We start from the raw sequence: 16,033 nt of genomic DNA on the forward strand, positions 1-16,033 counted from the left end.
CAATTTGTCTATGCTTGTTCCGCGAGTTTGAACTTCGCGACTTGCTAACGTGTTCATTTTGAACACCTTTGAGCGGCTGCTTATTGAATCGTCGCATGGCATGAAACATGCTCCATGTCTTCCAGATTTAGTGACGCGAATCCAATTCCGCAGCCGAAGCTGCGGCGATGAGGATGGATTGCCGAGGACCGGCCACCCACACCCTGAAGGTTTGATCGAATGGTACATGACCCATTGGCCGACAAAGTCGAAGAGGTCGTCAACAAGTGGGACGACGATGCCTGGTTTCGTGGTCTGGTTGAAAGTGCGGTAGATGGAATTCTGACCATCAACGACAAGGGCATCATTCAGCACGTAAACTCGGCGGCCCTGCGTATGTTCGGGTTCACGCGCGAGGAACTCGTCGGCAACAATATCAATATGATTATGCCGACCACCTACGCGCGCCACCACGACGCCTATCTGGCGCGGTATCTGGAAACGGGAGAACAGCGCATCATCGGGATTGGCCGGGAAGTCGTCGCGCAGCGCAAGGACCGCAGTACGATACCGGTGTACCTCACAATCAGCGAGGTAGCCTTCGGGACCGAGCGCTACTTCTCCGGGTTGCTTCGGGATATTTCGGTTGAGTACGAAGCCCGCCGCGAGCAGGAGCGCCTTCTGGGCGAATTGAAAGAGCGCAACAAGAAAATCACATGCCTTTACAGCGTTGGGGAAGTCATCCGAGGCCAGGCGGTGGAAACCGATATCTTTCGCTCCGTCGCCCAGCTTATCCGGCCCGCCTGTTCTCATCCGGAGCGCACCCGAACCCGGATCGTGTTTGACGGCCACGTCTACGAAGAGTTGGCCGTTTCCACCACCCCCTGGACCTTCAGCGCCCCGATTATTGTCGGCGGGCGCTGCCGGGGCAAGTTGGAACTCGTATATCGCGAATCCATTGACGCCTCCATTCCGGGCATCATGACCCAGGAAGACTGCACCATGGTGGAGGCGATAGCCCGGACGCTGGGCGAGGCGGTGGAGCGCCGGGAGGCCGAGGCGAAGGTGATCCAGGCCTCGAAGCTGGCGTCGATTGGCGAGCTTGCGGCGGGGGTGGGCCACGAGATCAACAATCCGATCAACGGCGTGATCAACTGCGCCGACATTCTCCTCGAAAACATGCCCGCCACGTCGCCCGACCGGCAGTTTGCGGAGTTGATCCGTTCCGAGGCCGAGCGCGTTGCGACTATTGTGAAGAAACTGTTGACCTTTTCGCGTCAGCAGCAGGAGCAATACTCCCAGGCCAGCATGACCGAAGTGCTGGATTCGGTACTTTCGCTGAGCGCCAAGAAGATAGAAAAATCGCTGATCGAGCTGCGACTCAATATCCCCGAGTCGCTCCCGCGCATACGGTGCCGGGGGGAGCAACTTCAACAGGTGCTCATGAACTTGATTATCAATGCGATCCACGCGCTGGACGAGCGCTACCCCGGGGGTTCGCCGAACAAGATCATGACGATCGGGATCGACCAGGCCCAGATCCGGGGACGGGCGTACCTGGAGGTCAAGGTGGAAGACCATGGCATCGGCATGACCGAGGCCACCCGACTGCGCCTTTTCGATCCTTTTTTCACCACCAAGGGCCGCGATAAAGGAACGGGACTGGGCCTTTCCGTGTCCGATGGCATTGTCAAAGATCACGGTGGTTTCTTCGAAGTCGAGAGTGTGCCGGGCGAATTCGCGCGATTCAAAGTGTACCTTCCCGTGGACGGCCCGTCATCGACGGGGCATGGCAACCGTGGGTTGCTGGAGTAAGGGCAAATGAACAGTGTGCTGATAGTCGAAGACGAGGACGTACTGCGCCTCACCTTTGCGCGGTTCCTGGAAGCGGATCGCTACCACGTGGAAACCGCCTCGTCGTATGAGAGCGCCCGGGCGCTGCTGGATCGGCGCACCTTTGATGTCGTGGTGACGGACATCATTCTCGGCGGCGATACGGGCGTGGATCTCCTCCGATTTGTGCGCCAGGCCACTTCCCGCACGGAAGTGATCATGATTACGGGCGAGCCGAGCGTGGAAACCGCCGCGGAAGCCGTGCGCCTCGGCGCCTTCGACTACCTGGCAAAGCCCGTCACGGGGGATGCCCTCAAGCGGGTGGTCCGCCTGGCCTTCGAGCACAACCGCCTCGTCGCCGAACGGGACGAGTACGCGGCGCGGACTGACGCCTACCGCCGGGAGTTGGAGGCCATTTTCCATGCCGTTCGCGAGGGTATCGTCACGGTGGACGATCAGGGGATCATCCGCCAGGTCAACGCGGCGGCGGCCCACATGCTCGGCGAAGATCTGAGCGAACTAACCGGCCGCCTGGCGCGCGATGTGTTCACCGGCAGCCTTGACCGTGCGGCCGAGGCCCTGCGAAAAACCCTGGCGACCCGGGGCGAAGTGGGCGAGTTCCGTGTCGAAGCCACGCTCGCGCGAAGCGGCGAGAAGGTTCTGGTGATGTCCACCACGCCGTTGGGCAACGGGGGAGTCTCACCGGGCGGTGCGGTGCTGGTCCTTCGCGATCTCACCCACATTACACGTCTCGAAAAGCAGCTCGCCTCTTCGCACCAGTACCAGGACATGATCGGCAAGTCCGCCCCCATGACGGAAGTGTTCAATCTCATCGAGAACGTCGCCGAGACGGACTCGACGGTGCTCATCTACGGTGAAAGCGGTACGGGTAAAGAACTGGTCGCGGCGGCCCTCCACTACAAGAGCCACCGGGCCAACGGACCCTTCGTGAAGGTCAATTGCGCCGCACTGGCGGAGGATATTCTTGAGAGCGAACTCTTTGGCCACGTCAAAGGGGCCTTCACCGGGGCGATCAAAGACCGTGTTGGCCGCTTTGAAGCGGCCAATGGCGGCACGATTCTTCTGGATGAAGTGGGGGACATTTCCCCGCGTCTGCAGCTTCGTCTGTTGCGGGTTCTCCAGGAGCGAGAATTCGAGCGGGTGGGGGATACACGTCCGATCAAAGTGGATGTCCGTATTATCGCTTCGACGAATAAGAATCTGGCGCAGCGCATAGTCGAGGGCGCCTTCCGAGAGGATCTCTACTACCGCCTCAACGTCGTGCGTATCGAATTGCCGCCGCTGCGGGATCGGCGCGTGGATATTCCCCTGCTGATCGACCATCTCTGCAAGAAATTCAATCAGACCTTCCGAAAGGAGATCGCGGGCTTGTCCTCGGAAGCCCTCGAGCTCATGCTGCGCCATACCTGGTCGGGAAATATCCGGGAACTGGAGAACTGTCTGGAACGGGCTTTCATCGTCTGTCACGACACGGTGATACGACCCGACCATCTTCCCAGAGAAGTGGGGCAGCGACCGAACCATAGTTCCGGAATCGCGCCCTCCGCGCCCGATGTGCCCGGTGCGCGGGAACTGGACCGGAATCAGGTGCTGGATGCGCTCGTGAAGACGGACTGGAACGTGGCCAAGAGCGCGCGGCTCCTCGGTATCGCGCGGAACACCCTCTATCAGCGCATCCGCGCGTACAAGCTGGATCGGCCCGACTGAGTGAGGGCGCTTTGCGGCCTGTGCGTTTCCTGTGATACGGTTCGGGCGAGCAGTATCTGACCCGAACCCACCCCATGGGAGAGCACCGTAATGTTTCGTTTCCCCGCATTCTTCTTGGCGCTGGCCTGCCTCTTGTCCTGCGCCCCCGAGGTTCACGCCGCGCCGGCGAGGGAAAAACCGAATCCCCGGCAGGAAAGTGCCGGGGGAATACGGCACAGTCTGCTCATCACGGGCTCCACGGGCACCTATCTCTACGACGAGGACTCCAGGCTCATTTGGGAAACGCCCGGCGCTTCACATGACGGCTATATCCTGGAGAATGGCAACGTCCTCGTTTCCGTGGACAATGAAGCCCGTGAGTTCAAAGCGGGCACCCAGGAGATTGTCTGGTCCTACAAATTGGACCCGGTGAACGCCGAACTCGGAACGGTCCTCCGCCTGGAGGATGGCCAAACCATGATCGTGGAGCGGGGGACTCGCCCGCGCATTCTGGAGCTCTCTCCAGAGGGCAAGACTACCCGTGAAGTGCCCCTGCAGCCGGAAGCCGATGATATCCACATGCAGACGCGCATGGCCCGCAAACTGCCCAATGGCAACTATCTCGTGCCCCATCTCCACGCCTTTAAGGTGAAGGAATACACACCGGCGGGCGAGGTCGTGCGCAGCATACCCACAGACCTGCCTGCTTTCGGCGGGCGGGAGGAGCATAGTTGGCCTTTCACGGCTATTCTGCTTCCGGATGGCAATATCCATGTCAACCTGACCCACGGAAATCGCGTGGCGGAGTTTGCGCCGGACAACAGCGTGGCCTGGTCCCTCGACAACGGCGATGTGGGCGGGCGACTCAGCGACCCCTGCGGCGCGCAGCGGCTCCCCAATGGAAACGCGGTCATCTGCAGCTATGCCCAACAGGATCCGGAGAAGCCCCGCATTTTCGAAGTAACGCGGGAGAAGAAGGTCGTCTGGGAATTCTTCCACCCGAAGGCGCGCGCCCATGAAGTACACATCGTGACCACCAACGGAGAGCGCGTCGCCCCGGTCATGCGCTGAAAAGAAAAAGCGCGCCGGATTCTTCCGCGTTTCCGGCGCGCCGTTCTTAAATTCGTATCAGGGCTTGGTCAAATCCCGGACCACGAGCGTGGGTTCGCCGGGGATGCGGGTCGCCTCAAACCCGAGTTTCTGGCAGACATGAAGCATACCGCGATTCTCGGGCAGCACGGAACCTGTAATTCGGTTCAGGCCCTCCTTGCGCCCGATGTTCACCAGGCGCTGGAGCAGTTCCGAACCGATGCCGTGACCCTGAATGTGGTCGCTCACCACGATCGCGAACTCGCCTTCGCCGTAACGGTGCTCCTTGACGATCCGGCCCACCGCGATAATCTCTTCCACCCCGGTGGATGGATTCTTCCAGACGCCGACGAGGGCAATCTGGCGATCATAGTCGATAAAGCAGAGGCGGGTCAGGCGCTCGTGACTGACGCGCTGGTCCAGCGAGATCAAACCAAGATAGCGGTAATAGACCGTATCGCTTGAGAGCGTCTTGTGGAAGGCGACCATGAGCGGTTCATCTTCGGGACGGATGGCGCGAATGTGAATTGTCTCGCCTTTCTTGCTCGTCCAATCTTCGGAATACTCCAGGGGATAGGGACGAATAGCGAGTTTGGGCAGCTTGTCCTCGGTGACGTCCAAGCCATGCAGCACGACCCGACCATCCAGCGCGATGAGGCCATCGGGCGAAACGAGCAGGGGATTGATGTCGATTTCGGCAATCCAGGGCTGTTCCACGACCAGCTTGGAGAAGCGGACAAGGAGGTGTTCCAGCGCCACCAAATCCACAGGCTTGCGGCCGCGCACACCCTTGAGCGCGGCGTAGATGCGGGTCTGTTCCATCATGCGCCGGGCGAGAGTGGTATTGAGAGGCGGCAGGCCCAGGGCGCTGTCCTTGAACACCTCCACCAATTGGCCGCCGGAGCCAAAGAGCAGTACGGGTCCGAACTGGGGATCGATACTGCTGCCGATGATTATTTCATAGCCCTCGTTCTGCACCATGGGCTGAACAACGACGCCCTCGAAGTGCTCGGCTCCCGCCTTTTCGGTGACCGACTTCAGAATGGTGTCGAAGGCCCCGGCCACGGATACCGCGGACTTCAGGTTCAACTGAACGCCGCCCACGTCCGTCTTGTGGGTGATGGTATTGGAGTACAGCTTGAGCACCACGGGATAGCCCATGGCATCGGCCGCAGCCACCGCCTCTTCCGAGGTGCGCGCGACTTCCGTCGGCACTACGGGAATACCATAGGCCGCGAGAATCTTCTTGGATTCATGCTCGGGGAGGATGGTCCTGCCGGCCTGGCGCGCATCCGTGATGAGTTTATCCACAAGACCGCGATCCGGCCCCTGGGCCGTTTCGTCCGGCGGCAGCATGGGCGTCTCGTAAAGACCGCGAATGTTGTAGTTATAGCGCCACATCAGGTTGAACACCTTCGTGGCGGTGTCGGGATAGTCGAAGCAGGGGATATCGTGACTGTTTAGAATGTCCCGTCCCGCCTGAACGCCGTCGCCGCCCATCCAGCTTGCCAATAGCGGCTTCTTGGAGGCCATTTTCACCTTGGCAAGTTCTTCCGCCGTCTTTGTGGGGTCGGTCATGGCCTGAGGGGTCAACACGACCAGCAGGCCATCGCTGTTGGGGTCCCGCGAGGCTATCTCAAGGGCTTTGGCATAACGATCCGGGCCGGCATCGCCGAGAATATCCACCGGGTTGCTGTGGCTCCAGGCCTGTGGCAACACGCCGTTCAATTGCGTGATCGTCTCTTCCGAAAGCTCGGCCAGCTCGCCGCCATCGCCGATCACGGCGTCCGTTGCGAGCACACCGGGACCACCGGCGTTGGTCAGAATGGTCAAACGGGGTCCACGGGGCCGCGGCTGCTTCTCCAGCACGTCGGCCATCTGGAAGAGGCTTGCTATGGTGTATACGCGCGATACCCCCGTCCGGCGGAATGCCGCCGAAAGTACGCCATCGCTGCCTGCGAGTGAGCCGGTGTGGGAGGCCGCCGCCTGAGCCGCAGCCTGGGTCTGACCGGCCTTGATCACGATAATGGGCTTGCTCAGGGCCACTTCCCGGGCCGCCGAGAGGAAGGAACGGGCATTGCCGATGGATTCCATGTAGAGCACAATGCTCTTGGTGTTGGGATCGTCGCCCAGATAGTAGATCAGGTCACCCCAGTCCACATCCAGCATGGAACCGATGGAGATGAAGGCGCTGAAGCCCACGTTGACGCTGTAGCTCCAGTCGAGAATCGACGTACAGAGGGCACCGCTCTGACTGATAAAGCCCACACTGCCGGGCCGGGCGATGCTGCTGGCGAAGGTGGCGTTCATTCCCTTGATGGGGTTCATGACGCCCAGACAGTTCGGGCCGATGATGCGCATGCGCCCGTTGCCGGCCGCCGCCAGCACTTCCGCCTCCAGGGCGGCCCCTTTTTCGCCGACTTCCTTGAAACCCGCCGAGATGATGATGGCGCCTTTCACGCCGCAGGCCACACATTCGCGTACGATCTCGGGGATCGATGAGGCGGGCGTGACGAGAATGGCCAGGTCGACCGGCTCGGGAATGGAAGTGACGTTTGGATAGGCCTTGATGCCGAGCACGTTGTGGCGCTTGGGGTTGACGGCATACACCGTGCCCCCGAAGGGACTGCTGATCAGGTTCCACAGCATGGTCCTGCCCACGCTGCCGGGCTGCTCTGTGGCGCCTATGACGGCAACAGTCTTGGGATTAAAGATCGCCTCCAGGCAACCCTGTTTACCGGCGTCGGCTATGTTCATTCGAAAAGGCCTCCTCTATGCATTCAAAATCGTGTACTATCACTACAATGCCCCCGCGCCCGATTGCCTTGAGTTGGAGGTCAATCCTGGGTGGGTACGCTTTACTCACCGAGTGTTCAGCGTGTGCAAGTAAATTTGACAAGCAAGTTCGATGCCTGAATGATTACACAGTAATCGGGCGTGGCACAAGGCGTTAGAAGCGACCGCGTCGAGCAGTAGTGTAATGTGATCTGTTCAATGCGCTAAACTGTAGCGTTCATGGTGACACATGTGCGCAATTTGTTGTTGCCGCTCAAGAAAATGACCGGCTGGAAAGACCACGAGGACCATGAGACTCTACATCGTCCGCCACGGCGAAACAGACTTCAACCGCAACCGAATGATGCAGGGCTATCATGAAATTCCCTTGAATGGGCGCGGCATTCGGCAGGCCACGCTGCTGGCTCATCGCCTGAAAGAGGAGCGGCTGGACCGAATCATCTGCAGCGACCTGCGCCGCGCCGTCATGACCGGCTGCATCGTTGCTTCGCACACGGGAGCCCCGATGGATTACGACCCGGCACTTCGGGAGCGGAATCCCGGACTCCTGACCGGAAAGTCCTATGACGACGAACCCCGCTTCTTTACGGATATCGACTTCATACCGCCGGAGGGCGAGGGGGTTCGGGATTTCCGCTTGCGCGTACGAAAGGCCTTTGAACATTTTGCGAGTCAGGCACACCTCGCGACCGAGCGGGTGGCAGTTATCACGCATGGCCTTGTGTGCCATGCATTTGTAAGCGAGTTCTTCGGGGACGACGCGGCGGAGGGCATTGGCTCACGTAACGCCGCGCTCACCCTGGCGGAGTATGACGGGGGGCGGTGGACCCTTGTGGCCCGGGACTGTGCCACCCATCTCTCCGGCGAGGAGCCACCGCGAATTGTCGTCGCCGGAGCTTGAACCGGGTCAGGTCTTCAATGCGATGCCCTGTGCTAAGATAGGCCGGAGGTGGGAGCACGTGGGGTGCTTCGCAGACAAAGAAACAACGCCGGGTGATGTTTATGGGATCGGAAGACGCAGAACGCAGGATTATGGAAGCAATGTCGGAGGTCAAGCCGCACCGTCTTGATTCCTACACCCTCAAGACCAAGCAGTTGAAATTTCGAATGCATGACGAGGAGTTCGAGGAGATTCGGGAGACGGCGGAGCATCTCGGCCTCTCCATATCCGAATACTTCTGCGCTCTCCATCGTTACGCCCGTCCGCGGCTTACGCCAGACCCCCAGGCGGGGCAGTGGCTCCATCCAGTTCGCAAGCCGCGCCGGGACTGATACTTCCGAGCACTCTTAGACGATTACAGGAGATTTCCATGAGTCACGAGCAGGGGCGGGGCAACGACGGCAACGAAATGGCCGAATGCACCGGTCTGTCGCTGGGGCTGGGTACGCTGCTGGCCATCATTATGGGTGCGGCCAATGTGTACCTGGGGCTCAAGGTGGGCATGACGGTAAGCGCGTCCATACCTGCTGCCGTCATCAGCATGGCCGTAATGCGCGGGATTTTCAAACGCGGCTCCATTTTGGAGAACAATATCTCGCAGACGATCGCCTCCACGGGGGAAAGTCTGGCCGCCGGAGCGATTTTCACCCTGCCCGCCCTGTTGATCGCGGGCGTGTGGGACTCCTTCAACTTCTGGATCAGCACGGGCATCATTCTCACCGGCGGGCTTCTGGGCATCGTGTTCATGGTGCCCCTGCGCAAGACCCTGATCGTTGATCGCAAGGACCTCCGCTATCCGGAGGGCGTAGCCTGTGCGGAAGTGCTTCAGGCCGGTCAGGGTGGCGGCGTGGGTATTCGGGGTATCATCGTTGGTCTGGGGCTGGGCGCGTGCTTCAAGCTGCTCGGCACCGGGCTGGGCGTCGTCCGCGGCACGGTGGAAGGGGCTACCGCCATCGGTCAGCGTGTGTTCTACCTCGGTGCGGACTTGAGTCCGGCCCTGCTCGCCGTGGGTTATATCGTCGGCCTGGGCATCGCGTCCCAGATCTTTCTTGGCGGTGTCATTGGCTGGCTCGTTGCCATTCCAATCGTGGGGCCTTTCGTCGAGACCGAAGCCACCGCGCCTGTGGCCATGGCGTGGGAGCTTTCGAGTTCCCAGGTGCGCTATCTCGGCGTCGGCGCCATGCTCGTGGGCGGCTTGTACTCCATCTGGAAGGTTCGTGGCGGTCTCGTTGCCGGTGTGCGCAGTCTCTATACGGTGTCCGCCGATCACGCCGGGCAGCGGTCGGCTATTCCGAGGGCCGAGCGAAATATGACGTTTCGCGCGCTTATGATCATCTTTGTTCTGGCGACCGCCTGCACGCTGCTTCTGTATGTGAATCTTATAGGCTCCGTGGGTCTTGCCCTGGCGGCCACTGCGGTCATGGTTCCAGCCGCGTTTCTCTTTACCGCCGTCGCCACTTACATTGTGGGCCTCGTGGGATCGTCCAATTCTCCAGTGTCGGGGATGACCATCTGCGCCCTTCTTCTCGCTGTGTTCATCATCTGGCTCGCCGGCGGCGAAGGTAAGTCCGCCATCCTGGCCACCCTCGGCGTTGCCGGTGTAGTCTGCTGTGTGGCGTGCAGCGCGGGCGACGTGGCCCAGGACTTGAAAACCGGTCAGCTCGTGGGCTCTACGCCCGAGCGCCAGCAGTGGGCGGAGGTGCTCGGGGTTGTCGTGCCCGCTTTCTTTCTGACGCCCGTTCTGGGTTTGCTTCATTCCGCTTATGGTATCGGCGATGGATTGAAAGCGCCCCAGGCCACGTTATTTGCCAGTCTTGCCAAGGGTTTCTTCGGAGACGGGGGGCTTCCCTATGCAATGATCGAGGCAGGGCTCGGCGTCGGTGTGGCCATCATCGTGCTGGACATGATTCTGGAGCGCGCGAAGTCGCCAGTACGGCTCCATATCATGCCCATTGCCGTGGGGATTTACCTGCCGTGGTCGTTGTCGGTGCCCATCATGGCTGGCGGGCTCCTGCACTATGCTATCGCGCGGACGCGCACAGACTCCGACGACGCGAGCAGCAGCGGGATACTCTTCGGGTCGGGATTAATCGCAGGAGAGGCGCTGATGGGAATCGCACTCGCCATACCACTGGCCCTGGGCGTAAAGTTGGCCCTGAACGTGGAGGCTATCCCGTCGGGGCTGTTGGATCTTCTGTCGCTACTCTTGTTTTCCGGTCTTGTGGGCTATTTCGGCTGGTACTCCCGGCGGAATTCACCCTCCTGAGGGGACCGGTTCATCCGCGGCGGCGACCGGGGATTCATGAAGCCCCGCAGGCCGGGCTTCCAGCGCCATGGCGGCCTTGAATGTCTCGGCGGCTGCCTGAAGTTCTTCCACCACAAAGCGAGAGCCAGCCGCCTGATTATGTTTTTCAGCGATGTCTTCCGTTAAATTGTACAGGGCGAGGGGGGTGTCCCGCTGCACGTAGGGCGCGGGTAGGCCGTCTGTGCCCGCAGGTACTTCCAGAGTGCGGTACGAATGGGGGAGGTGGAGTTTCCAGGGGCCCTTCCGGACCGCCTGGAGTTCATCTCGTCCGTAGAAGTAGAAGTATTCGTGGGGCGTGCCCGCACCGGGTCTGCCTTCAAGCAGGGGCCACAGGCTCTTGCCATCGATGATGCGGTCTGTCGGGAGGACCGCCCCCGTTGCTTCGGCGATCGTGGGGTAGAAATCGAAATTGGCTATCATCTTGTCGCAGACTTGATTTGCGGGAATCCGGCCCGGCCAGCGCACGATACAGGGTACGCGATGGCCCCCTTCCCAGGTGGTTCCTTTCGCTTCGCGCAGGGGGCCGGCGGATCCGGCGTGGTTGCCGTAGCTGATCCAGGGGCCGTTGTCTGAAGTGAATATGACCATCGTACTTTGTTCCAGTCCCGCCTCCCGCAACGTGCGCATGATCTCACCGACGGACCAGTCAATCTCCATAATGACATCGCCGTAAAGGCCCTGGGCGGATTTTCCACGGAACTTGTCCGATACCCCGAGGGGTACATGGGGCATGCTGTGGGCAAGATAGAGGAAGAAGGGCCTGTCTTTGTGCTCGGTGATAAAGCTGACCGCGTACTCCGTGTATCGCGTCGTCAACTGATTCATGTCCGGGTTGGTCTCAATAACCTTGTTGCCCTCCATGAGCGGGAGTGGCGGAAAATCTTTTGAGGTGGGATGGTTGGGCCACATGTCGTTGGAGTAGGGAAGTCCAAAATACGCGTCGAAGCCCTGATTCAGAGGAAGAAAATCGGGGATATCGCCCAGATGCCATTTGCCCACGCACGCGGTGGCATAACCAAGGGGCTTGAGCAATTCCGCCACCGTCACCTCATTGGGATGGAGGCCAACCGCGCGGCCATTATTTCGCTGGCTGGGTCCCAGCACATCGGGCAGGCCCACACGCACGGGATAGCACCCCGTCAGCAACGCGGCGCGGGATGGACTGCAGGCGTTTGCGACAGCGTAGGCCGAGGTGAAACGAATGCCCTCGGCGGCGAGTTGGTCGAGGTTGGGTGTCTGAAAGCCCGTCGCGCCATAGGCCCCGGTGTCGGCATAGCCCTGGTCGTCCGTATGGACGATAACCACATTTGGAAGCCGCTCTCCATGGGTGCTTGACGTCAAGAGCGCCAGCGCCAGAGCAATCAATGGGGCAACCCGGAGCATTTCATTCCTCCTCGTCGGCGTCGGTTCCTTCGTCATCCTCTTCCCACGCCTCGATGAGCAGGCTGTGGCCAAACTCCCTCGCCTCCACGATGAACTCCCACATTTCATCGTCTTCGGTCATGGCCTCCTCGGCCAGTTCGAAACTGCTCATCGTGTCACCGGGCGTCCAGCCGGCCTCCCGGATGTAAAAACGGGCCAGTTCTTCCGCCCCGTGGAGCTCCTGGAAATTGATCCAGGCGGAGACATCGGCGTGGGTATACTCGCCGTGCTCCTCGTTTTCGGGGTCCGGCTCGGCAGATATCGTGAATAGAAACATAGAGGGTATCCTTGCAGACATAAACTCGTTCGGCGAGCGCTGATGGGCTTCAACCCGGCCTGGTTGCAACAGTGGTATTATTCACGCCCACCGTCGTGATGGCAAACGGGCTGATGTTCGCCCGAGCGCAGGTTCGAAACACACTACAACCGCCGGACACCAAATCCGCCGCCGACCTCAATCTTCGCACCCGTCGCATAGCCGAAATAGCCTTCCGCCAGCGCGGCGCAGGCCTTGCCGATGTCTTCCGGGGTGCCCCAACGCTTCTGAAGCAGGAGTCCCCCCTCGATCAAGGCGTCGTACTTCTCGGTCACGCCGGCGGTCATGTCCGAACGAATTACGCCGGGTTGAATCTCATAAACATTGATGCCATGCTCCGCAAGCCGCACGGCAAAGAGCTGAGAGGCCATGCTGCCGCCCATTTTGCTGATACAGTACTCGGCGCGATTTACGCTCGCGGCCGTCGCTGAAATACTGGTGATGAAGATGATCGACGGAGCAACGGCGGCGTTGTCCCTGGGGTGGGCCACCATGTGATTGGCCACGGTCTGCGTGAGGAAAAATGGACCGCGCAGGTTAATACCCATCACCCGGTCATAACTTTCCGGCGTCGTTTCGAGGATATCGTAGCGCTTCGCGAGGGAAACGCCGGCATTATTCACGAGGACATCCACGTGTCCAAAAGCATCCACCGTTTCCGCAAGGATACGCGGGTGATCTTCCAGACTGGACACATCACCACGGATAGGGTGGAGCCGGCGTCCGAGTTTTTCGACCTCCGCCTTCACCTCGTACAGCCCTGATTCGGTGTTCTCGGGATCGGGGTTGGTGGCCACACCGGCAATGTCATAGCCATGCCGGGCGAGCGTCAGGGCAATGCCCCGACCGATGCCACGGCTGGCGCCGGTGATAAGTGCAACTTTCTTCATGTGATCGGGTTCCCTTCGCGTTTCATAGGACGGACAAGACGGAAATGACCGACTGAATCAATCCGTCGTACTCGCCGTATCGGTCCTATTCTACAGCGGCGTCACATCCAGCCAGCGGCGCTCTTCCCAGCTCTTCAGGCCGAGCTCGGCCAATTGAACGCCCTTCGCGCCCTCCTTCAGCCCCCAGGGGAAGGGCTCGCCCAATACCACGTGGCGCAGGAAAAGCTCCCACTGGGCTTTGAAGGCGTTGTCAAAGACGCGGTTGGTGGGGACGGTCGTCCAGCCCGCGTTAAAGTCGATGGGACTTGGGATATCCGGATTCCATACGGGCTTGGGGGTGTTGGCCTGATGCTGGGTCACGCATTCGCGCAGGCCGGCCACCGCCGAACCGTGGGTGCCGTCCACCTGCAGGGTCACAAGATCGTCGCGGCGCACCCGCACGCACCACGAGGAATTGAAGTGGCAGACAATGTTTCGATCCGTCACGAACGTCGCATAGGCCGCGTCATCGGAGGTGCAGGTGTAGGGTTTGCCCTGTTCGTCGATTCGCGTGGGGATATGGGTTGCGCCCAGGCAGGAAACCGACGTCACATTGCCGAAAAGGTTGTCCACCAGATAGCGCCAGTGGCACAGCATGTCCACGATAATACCGCCGCCGTCTTCTTTGCGATAGTTCCAGGACGGGCGCTGCGCGGGCTGGTCTTCGCCGGTAAACACCCAGTAGCCGAATTCGCCACGCACGGAGAGAATCCTGCCGAAGAAGCCGGTATCGATGAGATACTTCAGTTTGAGGAAGCCGGGAAGCCAGAGTTTGTCCTGCACCACGCCATGCTTGACGCCCGCAGTCTCCGCCAGACGAAACAGTTCCAGCGCCTGCTCGGTGTTTTCGGCGCAGGGCTTCTCGCAATAGACATGCTTTCCGGCCGCAATCGCCGCCTTAACATCGGGAAAACGGCGCTGGGTTACTTGAGCGTCAAAATAGAGGGGATAGGCGGGGTCCGCAAGCAGTCCAGCCAGGTCGGTAGAATACTTCAATCCACCATGGGCCGCCGCCAGCGCCGCAAGCTTGCTCTCGTTGCGTCCGGTCAGAATCGGTTCCGGGAGAATACGGCTGGTATCGTCAATCTTTACGCCGCCCTGTTCCCGGATCGCGAGAATGGATCGAACCAGGTGCTGGTTGGTGCCCATGCGTCCCGTGACGCCGTTCATGATGATGCCGATGTTGTGGGTGGTCATGAAATGATCCTTATCGTGATTGCACGTTGATTATCAAATGGACTGTGTCGGCTCGAAAAAGGTGAGGTACGGACCCTCCGCTATGAACCGCTTCAAATAGACCGCCAGCTCCATCGCGTGGTAGTCACCCCACATGGAGGACTCGCCGCAAGGGATCGACCGGCCTTCGGGCACGTGATCCCAGCCGTTGGGGCGGTGGTAGACCGAGTGGAGCAGTAAGCCCTGGTGCGCGGGATCCTCCGAGAGATAGGGCGCGGCAAGCAGCGTCTTCGCGACTTGTAGCCCGGCCCGGAAGTATCGCGCCCCTTCTTGGGTATCCAATCCCAGATACCGTCCAAGCCGCAGCAGGCCCTGGGCCGAAATTGCCGCCGCCGAACTGTCCAGCGGCTCGTGGGCGTTATACGGGTCGCCGGGCTCGTCGCGATAATTGGGAAAGTGAACCACCCCCGGCGCGCCCGTGTCCCAGAAGGGGATACCGTCGGCGGTTGTATTCTCGATGTAAAAATCACTGGTCGCGCGGGCCATGGCAAGCAGCATTTCTTCCACGTTGGCACGTCCCCCCTGACACGCGAGATCGTTGTCGTCCAACAAGGGAAGAAACTCCAACTCTTCCGCCGCGCCGAGCAATACCCACGCCAGCCCGCGCGTCCAGGTGGAGAAGGGAGTGTAGCCCTGCTGCGTACTGGGGCAGCGATACTGGCCGTCCGTCATGTTGAAGATGCTTTCATGCACGACGCGACCGTACACGTCGTAATGGTCGCGCCCCGTCCCATAGTAAACGTTGAATCGGTGCGTGTTCCGCATGTGCTCCAGCGCCCGCTGGCAGAGGGATATCTTCTTGTCGCCTTCGCCCATAAGCACGTGGCCCAACTGGTGCGCCCGCATCAAAATACGGCAGGAGCGTATGGTGTCGCTGAACAGGGAGTGGGGGCCGTTGAAGCTGTGGATATAACCCGTGCCGTCGGCGATCCTCGACCAACGCGCGGCCTGTACGGCGCCTGAAACCTTGACGGCGAGCTCGTAAAAGGCCCGGGCGTCGTCCGCCATGGGTATCCGGCCTTCCTTGGCCAGGCGCAACACATTGCCATAGGTGGACAGGTTGTTGAAGCCATGATCGTGCACGCCCACATGGCTGATGTGCGGCGCCATGTAATCATGTATCCGCCGCACACCCCGATCCAGATACTCGCTGTCGTCCGACGCGTCGAATTGCAGCACCAGACAACCGTACTGAAAGCCCTGGGTCCACTCCGTCCAGCCCCGGCTCGTGTAATTGCCCGCGACGGTAAACACGGGCGAACCCTTCGCCGGATCCCATGCATTGTCGAGGTTGAGGAGTTTCGGGCCCGCCAGCGAAAAGAACTGATCGAGTTGAGTGGACAGACTGGAAGCGTTCAAAGTGTCAGGAAGGTGCATGGGGCCCTCTCGGTGTTGGATACGAAATCAAAGGCGTTATTGTAGCAGTCGCCCGCCCAGCCTTCCACCCACCGGGGACGTGGCATCTTGGGAACGTACCGCCG

The 16,033-nt window shown here is 60.4% G+C and carries 12 protein-coding genes; 6 read left to right on the forward strand and 6 right to left on the reverse strand.

Annotation, left to right across the window (positions count from 1 at the left end; translation table 11 throughout):
- Positions 1-219: 219 nt before the first annotated feature.
- From JNK74_02505 to JNK74_02515, 3 genes are all read left to right on the forward strand, one after another.
- Positions 220-1,794 carry a PAS domain S-box protein gene (locus JNK74_02505; protein MBL7645039.1) on the forward strand — a complete coding sequence of 525 codons (1,575 nt, stop codon included), beginning with the start codon at positions 220-222 and terminating at the stop codon, positions 1,792-1,794.
- A gap of 6 nt (positions 1,795-1,800) precedes the next feature.
- Positions 1,801-3,540, forward strand: coding sequence for a sigma 54-interacting transcriptional regulator (locus JNK74_02510; protein ID MBL7645040.1), 1,740 nt, complete (start codon positions 1,801-1,803; stop codon positions 3,538-3,540).
- Between the two features lie 90 nt (positions 3,541-3,630).
- Positions 3,631-4,590, forward strand: a complete 960-nt coding sequence (locus JNK74_02515; protein MBL7645041.1) for a hypothetical protein — start codon at positions 3,631-3,633, stop codon at positions 4,588-4,590.
- Positions 4,591-4,647: 57 nt separating this feature from the next.
- On the opposite strand, the gene JNK74_02520 is transcribed toward JNK74_02515, so the two are convergent.
- Positions 4,648-7,365, reverse strand: coding sequence for a bifunctional acetate--CoA ligase family protein/GNAT family N-acetyltransferase (locus JNK74_02520; protein ID MBL7645042.1), 2,718 nt, complete (start codon positions 7,363-7,365; stop codon positions 4,648-4,650).
- Positions 7,366-7,693: 328 nt separating this feature from the next.
- Here JNK74_02520 and JNK74_02525 point away from each other — a divergent pair, with 328 nt between their 5' ends.
- The 3 genes from JNK74_02525 to JNK74_02535 all read left to right on the forward strand — a co-directional run bounded on the left by JNK74_02525 (position 7,694) and on the right by JNK74_02535 (position 10,610).
- On the forward strand, positions 7,694-8,305 hold the full coding sequence (locus JNK74_02525) for a histidine phosphatase family protein (GenBank protein ID MBL7645043.1): 612 nt from the start codon (positions 7,694-7,696) through the stop codon (positions 8,303-8,305).
- A gap of 140 nt (positions 8,306-8,445) precedes the next feature.
- The gene (locus JNK74_02530; GenBank protein MBL7645044.1) at positions 8,446-8,676 is read left to right on the forward strand and encodes a hypothetical protein; all 231 of its coding nucleotides are present in this window, start codon (positions 8,446-8,448) and stop codon (positions 8,674-8,676) included.
- 77 nt (positions 8,677-8,753) lie between these two features.
- Positions 8,754-10,610: an oligopeptide transporter, OPT family gene (locus JNK74_02535; protein ID MBL7645045.1), complete on the forward strand. Its 1,857-nt coding sequence runs from the start codon at positions 8,754-8,756 to the stop codon at positions 10,608-10,610.
- On the opposite strand, the gene JNK74_02540 is transcribed toward JNK74_02535, so the two are convergent.
- From JNK74_02540 to JNK74_02560, 5 genes are all read right to left on the reverse strand, one after another.
- A complete protein-coding gene (locus JNK74_02540) occupies positions 10,599-12,068 on the reverse strand; it encodes a sulfatase (protein MBL7645046.1) in 1,470 nt (489 codons plus the stop codon). The genes JNK74_02535 and JNK74_02540 overlap by 12 nt on opposite strands.
- Positions 12,034-12,348 carry a hypothetical protein gene (locus JNK74_02545; protein MBL7645047.1) on the reverse strand — a complete coding sequence of 105 codons (315 nt, stop codon included), beginning with the start codon at positions 12,346-12,348 and terminating at the stop codon, positions 12,034-12,036. Before JNK74_02545 ends, JNK74_02540 begins: the two co-directional genes overlap by 35 nt.
- A 143-nt stretch (positions 12,349-12,491) precedes the next feature.
- Positions 12,492-13,277: a 3-ketoacyl-ACP reductase gene (locus tag JNK74_02550; protein ID MBL7645048.1), complete on the reverse strand. Its 786-nt coding sequence runs from the start codon at positions 13,275-13,277 to the stop codon at positions 12,492-12,494.
- A 90-nt stretch (positions 13,278-13,367) separates the two neighbouring features.
- Positions 13,368-14,513, reverse strand: a complete 1,146-nt coding sequence (locus JNK74_02555; protein MBL7645049.1) for a Gfo/Idh/MocA family oxidoreductase — start codon at positions 14,511-14,513, stop codon at positions 13,368-13,370.
- A 33-nt stretch (positions 14,514-14,546) separates the two neighbouring features.
- Positions 14,547-15,929 carry a glycoside hydrolase family 88 protein gene (locus JNK74_02560; GenBank protein MBL7645050.1) on the reverse strand — a complete coding sequence of 461 codons (1,383 nt, stop codon included), beginning with the start codon at positions 15,927-15,929 and terminating at the stop codon, positions 14,547-14,549.
- Between the last annotated feature and the right edge of the window lie 104 nt (positions 15,930-16,033).

The sequence above is a fragment of the Candidatus Hydrogenedentota bacterium genome, assembly GCA_016791475.1.
Taxonomy (GTDB): domain Bacteria; phylum Hydrogenedentota; class Hydrogenedentia; order Hydrogenedentales; family JAEUWI01; genus JAEUWI01.

Bases quoted from the DNA above. Each gene is read 5' to 3' on its own strand.
- JNK74_02555 (MBL7645049.1), bottom strand. From the start codon at position 14,513: ATGACCACCCACAACATCGGCATCATCATGAACGGCGTCACGGGACGC.
- JNK74_02560 (MBL7645050.1), bottom strand. From the start codon at position 15,929: ATGCACCTTCCTGACACTTTGAACGCTTCCAGTCTGTCCACTCAACTC.
- JNK74_02550 (MBL7645048.1), bottom strand. From the start codon at position 13,277: ATGAAGAAAGTTGCACTTATCACCGGCGCCAGCCGTGGCATCGGTCGG.
- JNK74_02535 (MBL7645045.1), top strand. From the start codon at position 8,754: ATGGCCGAATGCACCGGTCTGTCGCTGGGGCTGGGTACGCTGCTGGCC.
- JNK74_02530 (MBL7645044.1), top strand. From the start codon at position 8,446: ATGTCGGAGGTCAAGCCGCACCGTCTTGATTCCTACACCCTCAAGACC.
- JNK74_02520 (MBL7645042.1), bottom strand. From the start codon at position 7,365: ATGAACATAGCCGACGCCGGTAAACAGGGTTGCCTGGAGGCGATCTTT.
- JNK74_02540 (MBL7645046.1), bottom strand. From the start codon at position 12,068: ATGACGAAGGAACCGACGCCGACGAGGAGGAATGAAATGCTCCGGGTT.
- JNK74_02505 (MBL7645039.1), top strand. From the start codon at position 220: ATGGTACATGACCCATTGGCCGACAAAGTCGAAGAGGTCGTCAACAAG.
- JNK74_02525 (MBL7645043.1), top strand. From the start codon at position 7,694: ATGAGACTCTACATCGTCCGCCACGGCGAAACAGACTTCAACCGCAAC.
- JNK74_02515 (MBL7645041.1), top strand. From the start codon at position 3,631: ATGTTTCGTTTCCCCGCATTCTTCTTGGCGCTGGCCTGCCTCTTGTCC.
- JNK74_02510 (MBL7645040.1), top strand. From the start codon at position 1,801: ATGAACAGTGTGCTGATAGTCGAAGACGAGGACGTACTGCGCCTCACC.
- JNK74_02545 (MBL7645047.1), bottom strand. From the start codon at position 12,348: ATGTTTCTATTCACGATATCTGCCGAGCCGGACCCCGAAAACGAGGAG.